16 protein-coding genes and 1 other annotated feature are annotated in these 20,124 nt (G+C 37.9%); of the genes, 13 read left to right on the top strand and 3 right to left on the bottom strand.

Annotated elements, in window-relative coordinates; all coding sequences use genetic code 11:
- The first annotated feature begins 43 nt into the window (after positions 1–43).
- Both arcC and argS read left to right on the top strand, forming a co-directional pair.
- Positions 44–994: a carbamate kinase gene (arcC, locus tag IGL30_RS07820; protein WP_088744927.1), complete on the top strand. Its 951-nt coding sequence runs from the start codon at positions 44–46 to the stop codon at positions 992–994.
- A 143-nt stretch (positions 995–1,137) separates the two neighbouring features.
- Positions 1,138–1,337, top strand: a binding site (T-box leader).
- Between the two features lie 73 nt (positions 1,338–1,410).
- On the top strand, positions 1,411–3,102 hold the full coding sequence (gene argS / locus IGL30_RS07815; protein ID WP_088744926.1) for an arginine--tRNA ligase: 1,692 nt from the start codon (positions 1,411–1,413) through the stop codon (positions 3,100–3,102).
- 150 nt (positions 3,103–3,252) lie between these two features.
- On the opposite strand, the gene IGL30_RS07810 is transcribed toward argS, so the two are convergent.
- Positions 3,253–3,732, bottom strand: coding sequence for an arginine repressor (locus IGL30_RS07810; RefSeq protein WP_010737782.1), 480 nt, complete (start codon positions 3,730–3,732; stop codon positions 3,253–3,255).
- A 387-nt stretch (positions 3,733–4,119) separates the two neighbouring features.
- Between IGL30_RS07810 and rpsB the strand changes: the two genes are divergently transcribed.
- The 8 genes from rpsB to IGL30_RS07770 all read left to right on the top strand — a co-directional run bounded on the left by rpsB (position 4,120) and on the right by IGL30_RS07770 (position 12,647).
- Positions 4,120–4,902, top strand: a complete 783-nt coding sequence (rpsB, locus tag IGL30_RS07805; protein ID WP_010718870.1) for a 30S ribosomal protein S2 — start codon at positions 4,120–4,122, stop codon at positions 4,900–4,902.
- A gap of 96 nt (positions 4,903–4,998) precedes the next feature.
- Positions 4,999–5,880 carry a translation elongation factor Ts gene (gene tsf, locus IGL30_RS07800; protein WP_088744925.1) on the top strand — a complete coding sequence of 294 codons (882 nt, stop codon included), beginning with the start codon at positions 4,999–5,001 and terminating at the stop codon, positions 5,878–5,880.
- 221 nt (positions 5,881–6,101) lie between these two features.
- On the top strand, positions 6,102–6,824 hold the full coding sequence (gene pyrH, locus IGL30_RS07795) for a UMP kinase (RefSeq protein ID WP_010718872.1): 723 nt from the start codon (positions 6,102–6,104) through the stop codon (positions 6,822–6,824).
- 3 nt (positions 6,825–6,827) lie between these two features.
- Positions 6,828–7,385, top strand: a complete 558-nt coding sequence (frr, locus tag IGL30_RS07790) for a ribosome recycling factor (protein WP_010718873.1) — start codon at positions 6,828–6,830, stop codon at positions 7,383–7,385.
- Between the two features lie 229 nt (positions 7,386–7,614).
- Entirely contained in the window at positions 7,615–8,424 is an 810-nt protein-coding gene (locus IGL30_RS07785) for an isoprenyl transferase (protein WP_010718874.1), read from the top strand.
- On the top strand, positions 8,421–9,221 hold the full coding sequence (locus IGL30_RS07780; protein WP_010718875.1) for a phosphatidate cytidylyltransferase: 801 nt from the start codon (positions 8,421–8,423) through the stop codon (positions 9,219–9,221). The genes IGL30_RS07785 and IGL30_RS07780 overlap by 4 nt, the downstream gene beginning before the upstream one ends.
- 384 nt (positions 9,222–9,605) lie before the next feature.
- Positions 9,606–10,874, top strand: coding sequence for an RIP metalloprotease RseP (gene rseP, locus IGL30_RS07775; protein WP_123874700.1), 1,269 nt, complete (start codon positions 9,606–9,608; stop codon positions 10,872–10,874).
- A 69-nt stretch (positions 10,875–10,943) separates the two neighbouring features.
- A complete protein-coding gene (locus IGL30_RS07770) occupies positions 10,944–12,647 on the top strand; it encodes a proline--tRNA ligase (RefSeq protein WP_010718877.1) in 1,704 nt (567 codons plus the stop codon).
- Positions 12,648–12,843: 196 nt separating this feature from the next.
- Here the strand turns inward: IGL30_RS07770 and IGL30_RS07765 are convergent, their stop codons facing one another.
- The gene (locus IGL30_RS07765) at positions 12,844–13,638 is read right to left on the bottom strand and encodes an SDR family NAD(P)-dependent oxidoreductase (protein ID WP_375371662.1); all 795 of its coding nucleotides are present in this window, start codon (positions 13,636–13,638) and stop codon (positions 12,844–12,846) included.
- 16 nt (positions 13,639–13,654) lie between these two features.
- Entirely contained in the window at positions 13,655–14,497 is an 843-nt protein-coding gene (locus IGL30_RS07760) for an aldo/keto reductase (RefSeq protein WP_010718879.1), read from the bottom strand.
- A gap of 131 nt (positions 14,498–14,628) precedes the next feature.
- Between IGL30_RS07760 and IGL30_RS07755 the strand changes: the two genes are divergently transcribed.
- From IGL30_RS07755 to rimP, 3 genes are all read left to right on the top strand, one after another.
- Positions 14,629–14,994, top strand: a complete 366-nt coding sequence (locus tag IGL30_RS07755; RefSeq protein WP_063627248.1) for a winged helix-turn-helix transcriptional regulator — start codon at positions 14,629–14,631, stop codon at positions 14,992–14,994.
- 150 nt (positions 14,995–15,144) lie between these two features.
- The gene (locus IGL30_RS07750; protein WP_034698557.1) at positions 15,145–19,497 is read left to right on the top strand and encodes a PolC-type DNA polymerase III; all 4,353 of its coding nucleotides are present in this window, start codon (positions 15,145–15,147) and stop codon (positions 19,495–19,497) included.
- A gap of 143 nt (positions 19,498–19,640) precedes the next feature.
- Entirely contained in the window at positions 19,641–20,114 is a 474-nt protein-coding gene (gene rimP, locus IGL30_RS07745) for a ribosome maturation factor RimP (RefSeq protein WP_010718882.1), read from the top strand.
- The last annotated feature ends 10 nt before the right edge of the window (positions 20,115–20,124 follow it).

The following is a 20,124-nucleotide window of genomic DNA, read 5'->3' as shown; positions in this document are numbered from 1 at the left end:
TCATTGAGAAAATTCAGAACTCTCTGGAGAAAGGAAGACAAATATGGCAAATCGTAAAGTAGTTGTCGCATTAGGTGGTAATGCGATTTTATCAACAGATGCAAGTGCAAAAGCACAACAAGAGGCATTGATGGAAACAGCAAAATACTTAGTAAAATTCATTGAACAAGGGGATGAGTTGATCATTTCTCACGGGAATGGACCACAAGTAGGGAATTTGCTGATCCAACAACAAGCAGCTGACTCAGAAAAGACACCAGCGATGCCTTTAGATACTTGTGTTGCAATGACAGAAGGATCAATTGGGTATTGGTTACAAAATGCAATGGGTGAAGTGTTGAAAGAAAAAGGCATCGATAAAGATGTGGTTTCGCTTGTTACGCAAGTCATCGTTGATGAAAACGATCCATCATTTAAAAACCCAAGCAAACCAGTAGGACCATTCTATACCGAAGAAGAAGCCAATGAACAAATGAAAGCTGATTCAACAGTAACCTTTAAAGAAGATGCTGGTCGTGGCTGGCGTAAAGTAGTGGCTTCTCCTAAACCAATTTCAATTAAAGAAGCACGAGTGATTGAAACGCTAGTAGAACAAGGCGTGATTACAATCTCTGTTGGTGGTGGTGGAATTCCTGTTGTGGAAACGGCAACTGGTTTAGAAGGTAGAGAAGCGGTCATCGATAAAGATTTTGCTTCTGAAAAATTAGCGGAAATCATCGATGCAGATCTATTGATCGTTTTAACTGGAGTAGATAATGTTTATGTAAATTATCAAAAACCAGATCAAAAGAAACTAGAAACTGTTTCAGTTTCAGAAATGAAGCAATACATTGATGAAAATCAATTTGCACCAGGAAGTATGCTGCCAAAAGTCGAAGCGGCAATTGCCTTTGTTGAGGCAAAACCAAAAGCTAAAGCGATTATTACTTCTTTAGAAAATATCGAGAACCTTCTCGCATCTGAAGAAGGAACGATCATCGTAGCGGATAACTAAGAATTCTTTTTCTTAGGAAATGAACTATGTTAAAAAGTGTCCAGTTGGTATTTCTTCTCCTTTAGACCTTCTGGACATTTTTTATAAAAAATTCCTAGCCAGCAGTTTTTTTTTCTGCTATAATTCAATTAATATAATAATTTCATAGTTTGTTGAACAAGAGAGTAATTGTATTTACTTGATCAAAGCGAGTTTGGGTGTGGTGAAAGCCAAACGAGAGGATACAATGAAGCGCACTTGGAGAACTCTGTCTAAGACAGACGGCTATCAACCGATATCAGATGAAGCTGGTCCTAGCAAATAGGACAACTGGAGTGGTACCGCGGGATATCTCGTCTCTAGTGATCATAGTTATCTATGATCACTAGAGATTTTTTTGTTTTCAGCAAACAAAAGTATTTATAGGAGGAATGTAAATGAATAACAAAGATATTGTATCAAAAGCGATCTATGACGTTGTCAAAGACGATCTTACAATGGAACAAGTAGAAAAACTATTAGAAAATCCAAAATCTGCAGACCATGGGGATGTAGCCTTTCCTGCCTTTTCATTAGCGAAAATCTATCGAAAAGCCCCTCAACAAATTGCAGCTGACCTAGCAGAAAAAATCGATTCAACAAACTTTGAAAAAATCGAAGTGGTTGGTCCTTACTTAAACTTCTTTATGAATAAAGCGATGATCAGTAAAGAAGTTTTGGCTTCTGTCGTGAAAGAAAAAGAACATTATGGCGACAGCTCCATCGGAAATAACGGAAACGTACCAATCGATATGTCTTCTCCTAATATTGCAAAGCCGATTTCAATGGGGCATTTGCGTTCTACAGTTATCGGGAACTCCATCGGATTTATCATGGAAAAATTAGGCTACAACCCGATCCGTATCAATCATTTAGGAGATTGGGGCACACAGTTTGGGAAACTGATTGTGGCTTATAAAAAATGGGGTTCAGAAGAAGCAGTACGTTCTGAACCAATCAATGAATTGTTGCGTCTGTATGTTCAATTCCATGAAGTGGCTGAAACAGAACCAGAATTGAATGATGAAGCACGTTCATGGTTTAAACGTTTGGAAGAAGGCGACAAAGAAGCCATTGAATTATGGCAATGGTTCCGCGACGAGTCTATGAAAGAGTTCAATAAAATCTACGATCTATTAGAAGTTCGTTTTGATTCTTTAAATGGTGAAGCTTTCTATAACGATAAAATGGATGAAATCGTAGAACTTTTAGAAGAAAAACATTTATTGCAATCAGATAAAGGTGCTGAAATCGTTGACTTATCTGCTTATGATTTGAACCCAGCGTTGATCAAGAAATCAGATGGTGCAACACTTTATATCACTCGTGATTTAGCAGCAGCTCTTTACCGCAAACGCACCTATGATTTTAAACAATCATTGTATGTTGTCGGAAACGAACAAAGTTATCACTTCAAACAATTGAAAGCTGTTCTTAAAGAATTAGGCTTTGATTGGTCAGATGATATGCATCACATCCCATTCGGATTGATTACTCAAGGTGGTAAAAAACTATCAACACGTAAAGGGAAAATTGTTTTACTTGAAGAAGTGCTAAATGAAGCCATTGACTCTGCTAAAGAACAGATCAGTGAGAAAAATCCTGATTTAGAAAATAAAGATGTGGTAGCTAAACAAGTCGGTGTTGGCGCAGTTATCTTCCATGATTTAAAAAACGATCGCCTAAATACATTTGACTTTAATTTAGAAGAAGTTGTACGTTTCGAAGGTGAAACAGGACCTTATGTACAATATACACATGCTCGTGCTGTCAGCTTGTTAGCAAAAGCCGACTTTACGCCATCGACAGATCAAGAATACGCCTTGAATGATGAAAACAGCTGGGAAGTTGTAAAATTGATTCAAAAATACCCAGAAACTGTTTTACAAGCAGGTGAAAAATACGAACCGTCTATTATTGCGAAACATGCAATCAAGTTAGCTCAAGCATTTAATAAATATTATGCACATACTAAAATTTTAGTTGAAGATGACCAAAAAGAAGCGCGTTTAGCATTAGTTTATGCTGTAACAGTCTTGTTAAAAGAAGATCTACGTTTGCTTGGCTTACACGCACCAGATAAAATGTAAGAAAAGTAACGTACACAAATAAACCGTCCCTTACGAAAGGCTTACTTATAATAGTAGCTTTCGTGAGGGGCGGTTTATTTTATATAGAAGTGATTGGGACAGATATCATCCATTCATTGATTCATGCTGCGTTGATTAAATTTAGTTGGCTTAAAAAAGTGTTGTCTCTTTGGGAGCATGTAAGAAGGCTTCCACCAATTTTGCTTCTTCTTCATCTTTGGAAATGATAATGGTTGTATCGAACCCGGCAATCGTACTGACGATATGAGGTGGTTTGATATCGTCTAAAACGGCAGCGAAAAGATGTGCGTTGTCTGGTAAGGTATGGACGACCGTCAGAAAATGGACCCGTTCCACTTTTAACACGATGTCTTCGATCATTTGGACTAACCGTTTTTCATCATCTGTTTTTGCTTCGAGTCCTTTTTTTCCTTGAAAAAGAACAAAATGGGAAACGCCATTTTCATCTGGTACTTTTACGATTTTTAAGTCACGAATATCTCTGGAAATCGTAGCTTGTGTCGCTGTCACACCATAATTCTCCAGTTTGGCCAAGAGTTCTTCTTGTGTACGGATCGTAAATTCCCCGATCACTTGTTTAATAAGTAAATGTCGCTCAGATTTACGCATATTCTTTCTCCTTTACGAAAGATTTCACATGTATCATATCAAAAAAAAATCGAGTTGCCCAATATTATTCTGATTTATGAGATAACTCTAGGAATTATGATCATTTGTTAATGAGAGAGTAAAGTATAAAAGATGAGAATAAATGCAGAGGCAACTAGAGATTTCTCTTGATATTTACTAGCAAGTCAGGTAAAATATTGAATGTTGAGCAAGAATGTCTCTTTAGCTATTGCTATACAGGTAGGTTACTTGTATAATGTTTGAAGATGCTTTTTGTATCAATAAATCCACATTCCTGTTGGATCGTTGATAGGTGCTTGAAAAAGTTTGTCAGCGAGGTAAAAGACAGGGAGAGGAAAAATAAAAACCAAATCGGAGGAAACAAAAATGGCAGTAATTTCAATGAAACAATTACTAGAAGCCGGCGTACATTTTGGTCACCAAACTCGTCGCTGGAACCCAAAAATGAAGAAATATATCTTCACAGAAAGAAACGGAATCTACATCATCGACTTACAAAAAACTGTTAAGTTAGTAGATGCAGCTTATGACTACATGAAGAGCGTTGCAGAAGAAGGCGGCGTAGCTTTATTCGTAGGTACGAAAAAGCAAGCACAAGAAGCAATCAAAGATGAAGCAACACGTGCTGGACAATACTTTGTAAACCATCGTTGGTTAGGTGGAACATTGACTAACTGGGATACAATCCAAAAACGTATCAGCCGTTTGAAACAAATCAATGCAATGGAAGAAGATGGAACTTTTGAAGTTCTACCTAAAAAAGAAGTTGCTGGTTTGAACAAACAACGTGAACGTCTTGAAAAATTCTTGGGTGGTATCGCTGATATGCCAAGAATTCCAGATGTAATGTACATCGTTGACCCACGTAAAGAGCGCATTGCTGTTCAAGAAGCGCATAAATTAAATATCCCAATCGTAGCTATGGTTGATACAAACTGCGACCCAGACGAAATCGACGTAGTTATCCCTTCAAATGACGATGCAATTCGTGCCGTTAAATTGATTACTTCAAAAATGGCTGATGCATTTATCGAAGGTAACCAAGGGGAAGACCAAGTAGTTGAAGAAGACTTTGTAGTAGAAAACAATGCTACTTCAATCGAAGAAATCGTTGACGTTGTAGAAGGCGACAACACTTCAGCAGAATAATTTTTAAATGATGGAGCTGTTTCAAAGGCTAGGCGACAAGCCTCACTCTCCTTTGAAACAGCTTTTTTTAAAAAGAAACTATAGGAGGATACAATAATGGCAGACGTAACAGCTAAAATGGTAAAAGAACTACGCGAAATGACAGGCGTAGGTATGATGGATGCGAAAAAAGCATTAGTTGAAGTAGAAGGCGATATTGAAAAAGCAGTAGATCTTTTACGTGAAAAAGGAATGGCTAAAGCAGCTAAGAAAAATGATCGTATTGCAGCTGAAGGATTAGCTTCAGTAGCAATCAAAGGAAATACTGCAGCAATCGTTGAAGTTAACTCAGAAACAGACTTTGTTTCTAAAAACGAAATGTTCCAAGATCTAGTGAAAGAAATCGCTGAACTTGTTGCAGAAAACAAACCTGCAGACATGGAAGCTGCAATGAAGATCAAAACAGAAAAAGGTACGATCGAATCTGACTTGATCGAAGCAACACAAGTAATCGGAGAAAAAATCAGCTTCCGTCGTTTTGAAGTAGTTGAAAAAGAAGATAACGCTGCTTTCGGTGGTTACTTACACATGGGCGGACGTATCGCTGTATTGACTGTTTTAGATGGAACAACTGATGAATCTGTAGCAAGAGACGTTGCTATGCACGTAGCTGCAATCAATCCTCGCTATGTAAACGAAACTCAAATTCCTGAAGCTGAATTAGAACATGAAAAAACTGTTCTTACAGAACAAGCTTTAAACGAAGGTAAGCCTGCTAATATCGTTGAAAAAATGGTAGAAGGACGCTTGAAGAAATTTAAAGCAGAAATCGCTTTGGTTGACCAACCATTCGTTAAAGATCCTGATATGACTGTTGAAAAATATGTTGCTTCTAAAGGTGCTACAGTGAAAACTTTTGTACGCTTTGAAGTTGGCGAAGGAATCGAAAAACGCGAAGACAACTTTGTTGAAGAAGTTATGAACCAAGTGAAAAAATAATTCTGAAAATTGAGTATATGTTATCTAATGTTGATTCATTTTGCGAGTCACTTTTTAAATGTTGGATCAACATTAGATAGTATGCTTATTTGGAATTAAAAAGGAGCAGCGACGTATGTCACAGCTCTTTTTTTTAGGCATAGGTACAAATAGTTAGACTTTTAGTGGCTAAATTACCTGAATATGGTAAAATAGCAATAGAAAATATTGGAGGAATGAACATGGTCACACCGAAATATCAGCGTGTTGTCTTAAAATTAAGTGGAGAAGCTTTAGCTGGGAATGAAGGCTTTGGAATCAAACCGCCTGTTATTAAAGAAATCATCCAAGAAATCAAAGAAGTACACGAATTAGGCGTTGAAATGGCTATCGTGGTAGGCGGCGGCAATATTTGGCGCGGACAAATCGGTGCTCAGATGGGAATGGAACGTGCTCAAGCTGATTACATGGGGATGCTGGCAACTGTAATGAATGCTTTAGCGTTGCAAGATACTTTGGAAAATGTTGGTGTGCCAACACGTGTCCAAACATCAATCGAAATGCGACAAATTGCTGAACCATATATTCGCAGAAAAGCAGAACGTCATTTAGAAAAAGGCCGAATCGTGATTTTTGCAGGTGGAACTGGGAATCCATACTTTTCAACAGACACTACTGCAGCATTACGCGCAGCTGAGATTGGCGCTGATGTTATTTTAATGGCTAAAAACAATGTTGATGGTGTTTATTCAGCTGATCCAAAATTAGATTCAAATGCTGTGAAATTTGAAGAATTGACTCATTTAGAAGTGATTGCAAAAGGGTTGCAAGTAATGGACTCTACCGCTAGCTCACTAAGCATGGACAATGACATCCCATTGCTTGTCTTTAATTTAAATGAACATGGAAATATCCGTCGTGCAATCTTAGGCGAAAATATCGGAACAACTGTAAGGGGGAAATAAAAAATGGCAGATGCAATTATGACAGAAGCAAAAGAAAAGATGCAAAAAGCAGCACAAAATTTACAACGTGAGCTTGGACAAATTCGTGCAGGACGTGCCAATGCAAGTTTACTTGATCGAATCACAGTTAATTATTATGGTGCACCAACACCTTTGAACCAAATGGCTTCAATCCAAATCCCGGAAGCACGTGTTTTAATGATCACTCCATTTGATAAGAGCATTTTACAAGATGTTGAAAAAGCAATTATGGCAAGTGATATTGGAATCAGTCCAACCAATGATGGGAATGTCATTCGTTTAATTATTCCTCAATTAACTGAAGAACGTCGTAAAGAATTAGCAAAAGATGTAAAAAAAGAAGCAGAAAATGCGAAAATCGCTGTTCGTAACATTCGTCGTGATGCAATTGATGAATACAAAAAACAACAAAAAAATGGCGATATCACAGAAGATGATCTACGTGGATTAGAAAAAGAAGTACAAAAACTAACCGATGAAAGCATCAAAGAAGTAGATAAAATCGCTAGTGACAAAGAACAAGAATTACTGGAAGTTTAACCATAAAGCTTGGTAGAATCAGTCTTTTATCAATGCCGTTTATGTATTTTTACACCTACTAAAAAGCTTTGGACGATTTCTTGTCCAAGGCTTTTTTTATAGCAAAAGTTAAAAAATAAGAAAAAAGTCGTAGAAATAACTAAAAAAAGTAATCCAGCATAGGAAATCACGTGATAAATTGATATAATACTAAAGATAGTGGTAACTTTTAAGTATAGGAGGAAAAAGAATGTTACGTTTTTTTCCGCAAAAAAACAAGTATATTCAAGAAAAAAGTGATTTTCATTTTGCGGCTGAAGGTCCCATTCCTCAGCATATCGCAATCATTATGGACGGAAATGGTCGTTGGGCCCAAAATCGACGTTTACCTCGAGTTGCTGGACATAAAGAAGGGATGGAGACAGTTAAAAAAGTAACCAAACAAGCTTCTCGTTTAGGTGTGAAAGTTTTAACCCTCTATGCTTTTTCAACAGAAAATTGGAAACGACCAAAAGATGAAGTCCGTTTTTTGATGCAACTTCCAGTGGATTTTTTTGATACATTTGTTCCAGAATTGATCAAAGAAAACGTTCAGGTTCGTGTCATGGGCTATGAAGAAGTATTACCTGAACATACACAAGATGCTGTTCGTCGAGCAATTGAGCAAACAAAAGATAATACTGGAATGATCCTTAACTTTGCTTTGAATTATGGAAGCAGAGCAGAGATTGTGACAGCAGTCAAAAAAATTGCTGAAGAAGTCAAAAATGAAGAAACTGCGATTGAAGCTATTGACGAAGAACTGATTGCAGATCATCTCATGACTGGTTTTTTGCCAACCGAATGGCGGGATCCTGAATTGGTTATTCGAACAAGTGGGGAAGAAAGAATTAGTAACTTCTTGCTTTGGCAACTTGCATACAGCGAATTGTATTTCACAAAAGCTTTGTGGCCTGATTTTGATGGGGCGCATCTAGAAGAAGCAATCGCAGCATTTCAAAACAGAGACCGTCGTTTCGGTGGCGTGAAGAAAACAGAGAAAGAAGGAGATCAGTCATGAAGCAACGAGTGATCACAGCTGCTATTGCCCTGGTCCTATTTATACCAATTATATGGATCGGTGGAATCACAATCGAATTTGTAGCAGCTTTGTTAGCAGTCGTCGGTGTCTATGAGTTATTCCGTATGAAGGGCTTGACGTTGTTAAGTTTTGAAGGAATATTATCAGCGATTGGAGCAGTTATTTTAGTTCTACCAAAAGAACGTTGGTTTTTCTTTTTACCGGAGAAGACAAGCACGTTTATGCTCTTTTACTTGATCGTCATGATCTTGTTAGGGACATCAGTTATTTCAAAGAATACCTATACGATTGATGAAGCGGGGTTCCCGGTAATTACTAGTTTATATGTAGGTATTGGATTTCAAAATTTCGTCAATGCAAGAACAGAAGGTTTGGCAGTTTTGCTCTTTGGATTATTTGTCGTTTGGGCAACTGATATCGGTGCTTATATGGTTGGAAGACAATACGGAAAACATAAGTTAAGTCCAGATGTTTCACCAAATAAAACAATTGAAGGAGCATTAGGTGGTATTGCTAGTGCATTAGTCGTTGCTTTGTTGTACTTCTTGTTCTATCCAGCCAAAGAATTATTTGGACATGGGCTGTTCTTCATGCTCCTTGTAACGATGCTCTTATCGATCGTGGGACAATTTGGTGATCTCGTTGAATCTTCGATCAAACGTCATTACGATGTCAAAGATTCTGGGAATATCTTACCAGGGCATGGCGGGATACTAGATCGTTTTGATAGTTTGCTTTTTGTCTTTCCAATCATGCATTTATTTGGATTGATTTAGTGATCATCAAAGACTTGAATGAGCACTTGCCTAATCGTCTACTCATTTATAAATAACAATAGTTTAATAGTATGCCAATGAGTTGTTAACTAAATATGGGTATGGGAATGAAGCATTATCTTTTTTCAAATCAATATGCGAGCTTTATGTTCACATCTTACTCAAAAAAGAATACGTGGTGTCTTAGAAGTTGTTCGTTCAGAAAATAAGCCGAATAATCCAGAAGAAAAATAGTTTTGGATTATTCGGCTTATTTCTAAAAATTGATTATTTCCAGCGCCACCTCTTTTCTTTAAAAAAACTAGGGCTATTGGTGAATAGCTATTAATATGGTAAAATTAAGATGTTTTATTTAACCTAAAAAAAAGTAAAGGAGAATGTAAAATGAAAACAATTATTACATTTATTATTGTTTTTGGCATTTTGGTCATTGTTCATGAATTTGGACACTTCTTCTTTGCGAAACGATCAGGAATTCTCGTTCGAGAGTTTGCAATTGGTATGGGACCCAAAATTTATGGGCATCAAGCTAAGGACGGAACTACCTATACACTACGTTTATTGCCAATCGGAGGTTATGTGAGGATGGCAGGAAACGGGGACGATGAAACAGAGATGGCTCCGGGAATGCCGTTATCTCTTTTATTAAATTCTGATGGTATCGTAGAGAAAATCAATTTAAGTAAAAAAGTACAGCTTACAAATAGTATCCCGATGGAATTGATTCGTTATGATCTTGAAGAAGAATTAACGATTACTGGCTATGTCAATGGCGAGGAAGAACAAGAAGTGACTTATTCTGTCGCGCATGATGCTTCGATCATTGAAGCCGATGGCACAGAACTTCGAATCGCTCCAAAAGACGTGCAGTTCCAATCAGCCAAATTATGGCAACGGATGTTGACGAATTTCGCAGGACCAATGAATAATTTCTTGTTAGCTATTTTGTTATTTATTCTGCTTGCTTTTATGCATGGCGGAGTTCAAGTCACTAACACGAATCAAATTGGCGAAGTCTTACCTAATGGTGCAGCACAAACTGCTGGTTTAAAAGAAAATGATAAAATCTTGGAGATCAATGGTAATGCCATTCATTCTTGGGGAGATCTAACGGCTACGATCACCGAGAATCCTGGGAAAAAACTCAATGTTGAAGTCGAGCGCAATGGTCAGAAACAAACCCTTTCAGTAACACCAGGCGTGGTAGAAACGAATGGAAAAAAATATGGGCAATTAGGAATCAAAGCACCAATGAAAACGGGATTTTTTGACAAGATCATTGGAGGAACACAACAAGCTTTCAGTAGTTCATTAGAAATTTTTAAAGCACTAGGCTCATTATTTACAAACTTTAGTTTAAATAAATTGGGCGGTCCTGTAATGATGTTCCAATTATCTTCAGAAGCTGCAGATCAAGGAATATTAACGGTCATTAGCTTGATGGCCATTCTTTCGATGAATTTGGGAATCGTTAACTTATTACCAATTCCAGCGCTTGACGGAGGAAAGCTTGTCTTGAACGTCGTGGAAGGGATTCGTGGAAAACCAATCAGCCAAGAAAAAGAAGGCTTTATCACATTAGCAGGCTTCGGTTTATTGATGCTTTTAATGGTATTAGTCACATGGAATGATATCCAACGATTCTTTTTCTAGAAAAAGTTTATAAATAGGGTATAATTACAAACGATAAATGATTATATGAGAAATGAAGGAGTATATAGAATGAGACAATCAAAAATGTTGATTCCAACATTACGAGAAGTTCCAAATGATGCAGAAGTACTAAGTCATCAAATTTTATTAAGAGCAGGGTATATTCGCCAAGTTTCAGCTGGTATTTATTCTTATTTGCCTCTTGCTAATCGTGTATTGGAAAAATTAAAAACGATCATGCGTGAAGAATTTGAAAAGATTGGCGCTGTCGAAATGTTGATGCCAGCTCTCTTACCTGCGGAATTGTGGGAAGAATCTGGTCGTTATGAAACTTACGGCCCAAATTTATATCGTCTCAATGATCGTAATGATCGCAAAATGATCTTAGGTCCAACTCATGAAGAAACATTTACTGAATTGATTCGCAATGAAGTCAATTCCTATAAAAAATTGCCGTTGAACCTTTACCAAATCCAGACAAAATATCGTGATGAAAAACGTCCACGGTTTGGGTTATTACGTGGCAGAGAATTTATTATGAAAGATGCTTACTCTTTCCATTCATCAGAAGAAAGTTTAGATGAAGCGTATAAAGATTATGAAAAAGCATATACTGAGATTTTCAAACGGTGTGGGTTAGATTTCCGAGCAATCATTGGTGATGGTGGTGCAATGGGTGGTAAAGATTCAAAAGAATTCATGGCGATCTCAGAAATCGGTGAAGATACGATCTGTTACTCAACAGAAAGCGATTATGCCGCTAACTTAGAAATGGCGACAAGTTATTATGTCCCTAAAAAATCACATGAAACACAACTTGAATTAGAAAAAATTGCGACACCAGATGTAAAAACGATTGAAGAAGTAGCGAACTTCTTTGAAACTGAGCCACAAAAAATCATCAAATCTGTTTTATTTATGGCAGACGAAAACCCAGTATTGGTATTAGTACGTGGGGACCACGATGTCAATGATGTGAAACTGAAAAACTTTTTAGCGGTTGATTTCTTAGAAGAAGCAACAGAAGAAGATGCTCAAAAATACCTAGGAGCAGATTTCGGCTCTGTTGGTCCAATCGGTGTAGCAGAAGAAGTAAAAGTCTACGCTGATCGTCATGTCCAAGACTTAGCGAACGCTATTACTGGAGCGAATGAAACTGGGTTCCATTATGTGAATGTCAACCCAGAACGAGATTTTGAAGTGATCTCATATGAAGACCTTCGCTTTGTTCAAGAAGGAGATCCATCACCTGATAATAATGGTGTATTGGCATTTACACGTGGAATCGAAATCGGACATATCTTTAAATTAGGCACACGCTATAGTGAATCAATGGGCGCAACCGTATTAGATGAAAATGGACGTGAAAAATTTGTCATTATGGGTTGTTACGGAATTGGCGTAAGTCGTCTGCTTTCAGCAATCGTTGAACAAAATTCAGATGAAAATGGCATTAACTGGCCTAAAGGAATCGCGCCTTTTGATTTACATGTTGTTCAAATGAATCTAAAAGACGAAAACCAAACGAACTTAACCGAAGAAGTCGAACAAACGATGTTAGCTGCTGGTTATCAAGTACTCGTTGACGATCGTAATGAGCGTGCAGGTGTGAAATTTGCAGATTCCGATTTAATTGGCTGTCCAATTAGAATTACAGTAGGTAAAAAAGCGGTGGATGGTATCGTTGAAGTCAAAATTAAGAAAACTGGGGAAATGGTTGAAGTCCGCAAAGAAGAGCTAGCAAATACGTTACCCATTCTTTTAAATCAATAAAATACAGTTAAGAAAGAAAATTCTTGCTCGAAATGAAAGACAAGCCTAACGAATAGTTGGGCTTGTCTTTTTTCTAATGAGACTGAGACAAGTTTTGGCTCGGTATCCTTCGTTTTTTGTTTCTCACATTTGTTCGAATGAAAAATCATACTGGCTCTTTAGTAAGAAGAAATTGATTTGTGTTACAAAATCGTTCTTAATAAATCGTTGGCACCAATCCTCCATCAAGTCGCAAGGCAGCGCCAGAAAAAGAAGTTGCATAGGGGCTAGAAACAAAGGCAACAAAACGCCCGATTTCTTCTGGTCGGATTAAGCGTTGGATCTGTGAGAGTGGACGATGATTTTTCATAAAATCTTGTTCCCATTCAGATTCAGGCAATTGGCTGTCTGCGTACATTGTTGTTAACATTTCTTGAACGCCCTCTGTCAAGGTGGAGCCAGGCATGATCGTGTTGACGGTCACTTGAGAGCCAACAGTCAATTTGGATAAACTTTTTGCTAAAGAAAGATTCATCGTTTTGGTCATACTGTATTGAGCCATTTCACCTGAAGGCATCACTGCTTCTTCACTCGCAATAAAAAGGATACGACCAAAATCTTGCTTCAACATTTTAGGTAAATAATTTTTGGCTAATGCATTTCCAGCAAGTACATTGACTTGGAAAAAATGTTCCCAAATATCATCTGTGATAGCTAAATAATCCATCGGTTCAAAAATCCCCATATTATTGATCAAAATATCTACTGTAGGAAATTGCGTAAACAGTTCTTGCCGTGCTTCTGGATCTGCTAAATCAAATGGCGCACGCTGAGGGTTAGTTCGGGGGAATTTTTCTTTTAATTCAGTGACCACTTGATCAACAAGCGGTGCGTGACGACCGTTGATGATGACATCTGCACCTTCTTTTGCCAATTCAATCGCAATGGCCTTTCCGATGCCTTTCGTTGAGCCAGTGACTAACGCAACCTTATGAGATAAACCTAGTTCCATCTTACATCTTCCTCCTTTATTTAAAATCGAATGTATCAGGATTTGGTCCTACCCGAAAATGATCGTTCAGTGCATTCAAAACCGTCATTTCATCTTCAGAAAGAACGAAATCAAAAATGTCAGCATTACTTTTCATTCGTTCGGGCTTAACTGACTTGACCACTAATAAGATGTCTTGCTGGACATCCCAACGTAAGATTACTTGGGCTGGAGTAATATGATGCGCTTCAGCAATCTCTACTATAGTTGGGTGATTCAATAGTTTCCCTTGCATCAAAGGGGACCACGCTTGGATCTTTATTGCATGTTTTGCGCAGAAATTGCGTAGTTCAATTTGAGATAACTTTGGATGTAGTTCCACTTGGTTGAGAACGGGAATGACATTCGCATGTGTCAATAATTTTTCTAAATGAGTGATTTGAAAATTGCTAACACCAATCGCTTTGATTTTCCCCGCTTGATATAATTGTTCCAAAGCACGCCATGACTCTAAAAATGCATCTTCGCCAGGCCAATGGATTAAATAAAGATCTAGATAGTCTAGTCCTAGACGTGCTAAACTGGTTTCAAAAGCTTGGATCGTTTCGTCATAGGTTAAATGATCGTTCCAGACTTTGGAGGTTACGAATAGTTCTTCTCGAGAAATTCCAGCAGCTTTCAGCCCTTCTTTGATTCCGATTCCTGTACCAATTTCATTATCATATATTTGAGCAGTATCAATCAACCGATAGCCCTTTACAATGCCTTCTTTGACTACTTCAGCAGTTTGGGTATCAGGGATTTGAAAGACACCAAGTCCTATCCCTGGAATTTCTATTTGGTTATTTAACATGATTCGATCATTCAATGAATGGATCATCTATACTCCTCCTTTAATTTTCAATAGATATAATGTATACTAGATAGGCTCTAATAGATAGTACCTACTTTATTGTGCTATAGTGTCTAAAAAGTAACTATTGGATAGTAAAAGGATTTTAGGAGGGAAATATGATTGGAAAAACGTATAATATTGGTGTAGAAGCCACGATGGATGTTATCGGTGGGAAATGGAAACCGATTATTTTATGCAACCTGCGTCACAGTCCGCTTCGTCCCAGCGACTTAAAACGAAAAATTCCTAATCTTAGCCAAAAGATGTTGACTCAACAATTGCGTGAATTAGAAGCAGACGGTATTGTTGTACGAACCTCATATCATCAGGTTCCACCAAAAGTTGTTTATTCCTTAAGTGAATATGGTCAAACATTAAGTAGTGTGTTAGATGCGTTATGTGATTGGGGCGAACTGCATGTTACTACGTTGCAAGAGCAAGGAGTACCAATCAGCTTACGTTGTGAGGATTCATTTAGCTAAGTAATCAACGATTTAGAACGAGAAAGAAAATTCTTTGTCGTTTTTTTAATGTAAATCCATGTAAAAACGGGTATACTAAATAGTACTGAAAGAAGAAGAGGTTCAAATGAAATAGCATTGATTTGTCCTCGTCAGAAAGGGCGTATGGTTTTGTCAGAAAAACGAGAGTTATTTGAAAAATTGTTGGAACAAATCCAACTAGAAGAAGTGGAAAAAAATCATCCACTAATCTCTGCTGGCGAAATGGAGCGTGTAGTGGTTCACCGCAAATCAAGATTGTGGGAGTTTACCCTACACTTTACTCAAATTTTACCGATCATGCTTTATCGATCATTGCTCCAAAATTTGACACTGGCATTTAAAGATATTGCACAGATCAGATTAACTATCAAAGCTGATGATCAGCAGTTTGATGAAAAATTATTACAAGATTATTGGGCACAAGCTTTAGAAAGCCAACAATGCGATACGCCGTTGGCTCAACAAGTTTTAAAAACACAAGTCCCTATATTGAAGGAAAAGAAAATTGTCTTGCCAGTAGATAGCAATGGCGCTATTAATTATTTAAAGCAACAATATCTACCTTTAGTTGAAACGCTGTTTGTCAGCTACGGGTTCCCTAAATTTCGTATCGAACCTGAAATTGATGAAGAACAAGCAGAACGTGTGCTAAAACTGTTTGAAGAGCGGAAGCAAGAACAAGCAGAAGCGTTCATGAAGCAAGCTGCGGAAAGTTTGATTGTCCATGAACAAAAGAAAAAAGAAAGAAAAGAGCAACTTCCTGTACTAGATGGACCGATCCAGTTAGGTCGTAATATTCCAGCAGATGAACCGACAATACCAATGATCAATATCGTTGAAGAAGAACGTCGTGTGACCTTGGAAGGCTATGTATTTGATAAAGAAGTGCGTGAGCTACGTTCAAAACGTAAGATCCTAACGTTAAAAATCACCGATTATACTTCTTCTTTTATTGTTAAGAAATTTTCAAATAATGAAAAAGATGAACAAATCTTTGATGCAATCAGCGTAGGAAGCTGGTTAAAAGTTAGAGGAAGTATCCAAGAAGATACATTTGTGCGAGACCTGGTGATGAATGCACAAGATATCATTGAGGTGAAGCATGCACCTCGTAAAGACTATGCTCCTGACGATGAGAAACGAGTGGAATTACATGTTCATAGTAATATGAGTACGATGGATGCAACCAATAGTATCTCTGACCTTGTGGCTCAAGCTGGAAAATGGGGACACAAAGCGATTGCGATCACGGATCATGGAGGGGCACAAGCATTTCCTGAAGCGCATAGTGCCGGTAAAAAAGCAGGCGTGAAAATTCTTTATGGGGTTGAAGCCAATGTTGTAGATGATGGTGTGCCGATTGCTTACAATGATGAACATGTTTCTTTGAATGAAGGAACATATGTCGTATTTGACGTGGAAACCACTGGACTATCTGCTGTTTATGATACGATCATCGAATTAGCTGCGGTCAAGATGTATAAAGGGAATGTCATTGAAAGCTTTGATGAATTTATTGATCCTGGACACCCACTTTCCCGCACAACGATTGATCTAACTGGGATCACAGATGAAATGGTACGAGGATCTAAATCAGAAGAAGAAGTCCTACGTCTGTTTCTCGAGTTTTCAAAAGATTCGATTCTGGTCGCCCATAATGCCGCGTTTGATATGGGATTCTTGAATACAAGTTATGCAAAATATGGAATTCCAGAGGCGACGAATCCAGTCATCGATACGCTGGAATTAGCCAGATATCTGTATCCTCAATTTAAACGATTTGGTCTAGGTGTGTTATCTAAAAAATTTGGTGTCAGTCTTGAACAGCATCACCGAGCGATTTACGATGCTGAAGCGACAGGTCATTTAGCATGGATTTTCGTTAAAGAAGCAATGGAAAACCATGAGATGCTCTACCATGATCAACTCAATGCTCATGTGGGAGAAGGCGATTCGTATAAACGAGCAAGGCCATTTCATGTGACGATCTTAGCGAAAAATCAAGCTGGATTAAAAGATTTATTCAAATTAATCTCGATGTCGAATGTGGAATATTTTGAACGTGTCCCACGTATTCCTCGTTCACAACTGAAGAAATTACGTGAGAATCTTTTCATTGGCTCTGCTTGTGATAAAGGTGAGATTTTCGAAGCAATGATGCAAAAAGGAATTGAAGAAGCTAGAAATCGAGCAAAGTTTTATGATTATATTGAAGTGATGCCAAAAGCGGTCTATGCACCATTGCTTGAGCAAGAACTAGTCAAAAATGAACATGATTTAGAAGAAATCATCAAAAATCTAGTTGAAATCGGAAAGTCATTGGACAAAATCGTCGTTGCTACTGGGAATGTTCATTACCTTAATGAAGAAGATGCAATCTATCGGAAGATTTTGATTAATTCAATGGGTGGGGCTAATCCGTTGAACCGACATAGTTTGCCTGATGTGCATTTTAGAACAACAGATGAGATGTTGACTGCTTTTAACTTTTTAGGAAAAGATCTAGCGAAAGAAATCGTCGTTGACAATACGAATAAGATTGCTGACCTTTGTGAAGAGGTCATTCCGGTGAAAGATGATTTGTATACGCCAAAAATTCCTGGATCTGAAGAAGAGATTTCTGATTTGAGTTATACCAGAGCTAAACAGTTGTACGGTGATCCATTACCAGAAATCATTGAAAAACGATTAGAAAAAGAATTGAATTCGATCAACGGGAATGGGTTTTCTGTGATCTATTTGATTGCGCAAAAACTGGTGCATAAAAGTAACGAAGATGGTTATTTAGTTGGTTCACGTGGATCAGTTGGTTCTAGTTTTGTTGCGACAATGACTGGGATCACTGAAGTAAATCCATTAGCCCCTCACTATTATTGTCCTGATTGCCAGTATTCAGAATTCTTTGAAGATGGTACTTACGGCTCGGGGTTTGATATGCCTGAAAAAAAATGTCCGAAATGTGGCGCACGATTAAATAAAGATGGCCATGATATTCCTTTTGAAACGTTCTTAGGGTTCCATGGAGATAAAGTACCAGATATCGATTTGAACTTTTCAGGTGATTACCAAGCAGAAGCGCACAACTATACGAAAGTTTTGTTTGGAGAAGAATATGTTTATCGAGCAGGAACAATCGGGACAGTTGCCGATAAAACAGCTTATGGCTTTGTTAAAGGTTATGAGCGAGATCATAATTTACAATTTCGCAGTGCTGAAGTTGATCGATTAGCCAAAGGTGCGACTGGCGTGAAGCGAACGACTGGACAACATCCAGGGGGGATCATCGTTATTCCCGATTACATGGACGTATATGATTTTACACCGATCCAATATCCAGCAGATGATCAAAATTCAGAATGGAAAACAACGCATTTTGATTTCCATTCTATCCATGATAATGTACTGAAGCTTGATATTCTGGGACATGATGATCCGACAGTAATCCGTATGTTGCAGGATTTATCGGGAATCGATCCACAAACGATCCCAACTGACGATCCAGAAGTAATGAGAATTTTTGCCGGTCCAGATGTCTTGAACGTTACCAGTGAACAGATTTATTCTAAAACAGGGACACTAGGTATCCCAGAGTTTGGGACACGCTTTGTTCGGGGAATGTTGGAAGAAACACATCCAACGACTTTTGCTGAACTCTTACAGATTTCTGGATTATCACATGGGACCGATGTGTGGTTAGGCAATGCAGAAGAATTGATCAAACGTGGGGATGCAACTTTGGCTGAAGTAATTGGTTGTCGGGATGATATCATGGTTTACTTGATCCATGCTGGATTAGATAGTGGGATGGCTTTTAAGATTATGGAAACCGTTCGTAAAGGGCTATGGAACAAGATCCCTGATGAATTACGAGAAACCTATCTATCCGCCATGAAAGAAAACAATGTTCCAGATTGGTACATTGATTCTTGTTCTAAAATCAAATATATGTTCCCAAAAGCCCATGCAGCGGCTTATGTTTTGATGGCCTTACGTGTAGCTTATTTTAAAGTCTATTTCCCTATTTTATACTATTGTGCCTATTTCTCAGTTCGAGCGGATGATTTTAATCTTGTGGCTATGTGTAAAGGGAAAGATGCGGTAAAACAAGCGATGAAAGAAATCACAGATAAAGGTTTGGATGCCTCAGTCAAAGAGAAAAATCAGTTGACCGTCCTTGAATTAGCGAATGAAATGTTGGAAAGAGGCTTCCATTTTGGCATGATCGATCTATATAAATCAGATGCCGTGAACTTCGTGATCGAAGGAGACACATTGATCGCACCATTTAGAGCTGTCCCAAGTTTAGGAACAAACGTTGCAAAACAAATCGTTGAAGCACGAAAAGATGGACCATTCTTATCAAAAGAAGATCTTGCTACACGAGGAAAAGTTTCTAAAACGTTGATTGAGTATATGAACGACAACGGGGTATTGAAAGACCTTCCAGATGAAAACCAACTTTCCTTGTTTGATATGTTCTAATCAAGGGTTAGCGTGGAAGCTTGTCATTTTAAATGAAATATGGTATAGTTATTTATAGGTAATGATACTAACTGTGAGTGAGCGGAATTTTCGCTCACTCTTTTTAATGGAATTACGGAAGCAATTTTAAGGAGGCGAACTTTTTGAGTAGCGTCGTTGAAACAGTCACAGCAATGGTGACTCCGATTTTAGAGGAACAAAATTTTGAACTTGTCGAAGTAGAATTTGTGAAGGAAGGCAAAAGTTGGTTCTTACGAGTATTCATTGACAAAGATGGCGGAATCGATATCGAAGAATGTGCATGGGTTAGCGAAAAACTTAGCGAAAAACTTGATGCAGCAGATCCAGATCCTATCCCACAAGCTTATTTTCTAGAGGTATCATCTCCAGGGGCAGAACGCCCATTAAAAAAAGAGAAAGATTACGAAAAAGCGCTTGGAGAATATATCCATGTTTCTCTTTATCAACCAGTTGATGGAGAAAAACAATATGAAGGATTTCTCCAATCAGTTGATGCTGAACAGCTGATATTGAAAATACGCATAAAAACACGGGAAAAAGAATTAATTCTTGACCGAAAAAATATTGCCAAAGCTCGCTTAGCGATCCAATTTTAATCACGGAGAG

The sequence above is a fragment of the Enterococcus sp. DIV1089c genome (genome assembly GCF_050530965.1).
In the GTDB taxonomy this organism is placed as follows: Bacteria; Bacillota; Bacilli; order Lactobacillales; family Enterococcaceae; genus Enterococcus_B; species Enterococcus_B hirae.
This window is presented reverse-complemented; position numbering and strand designations above follow the sequence as displayed.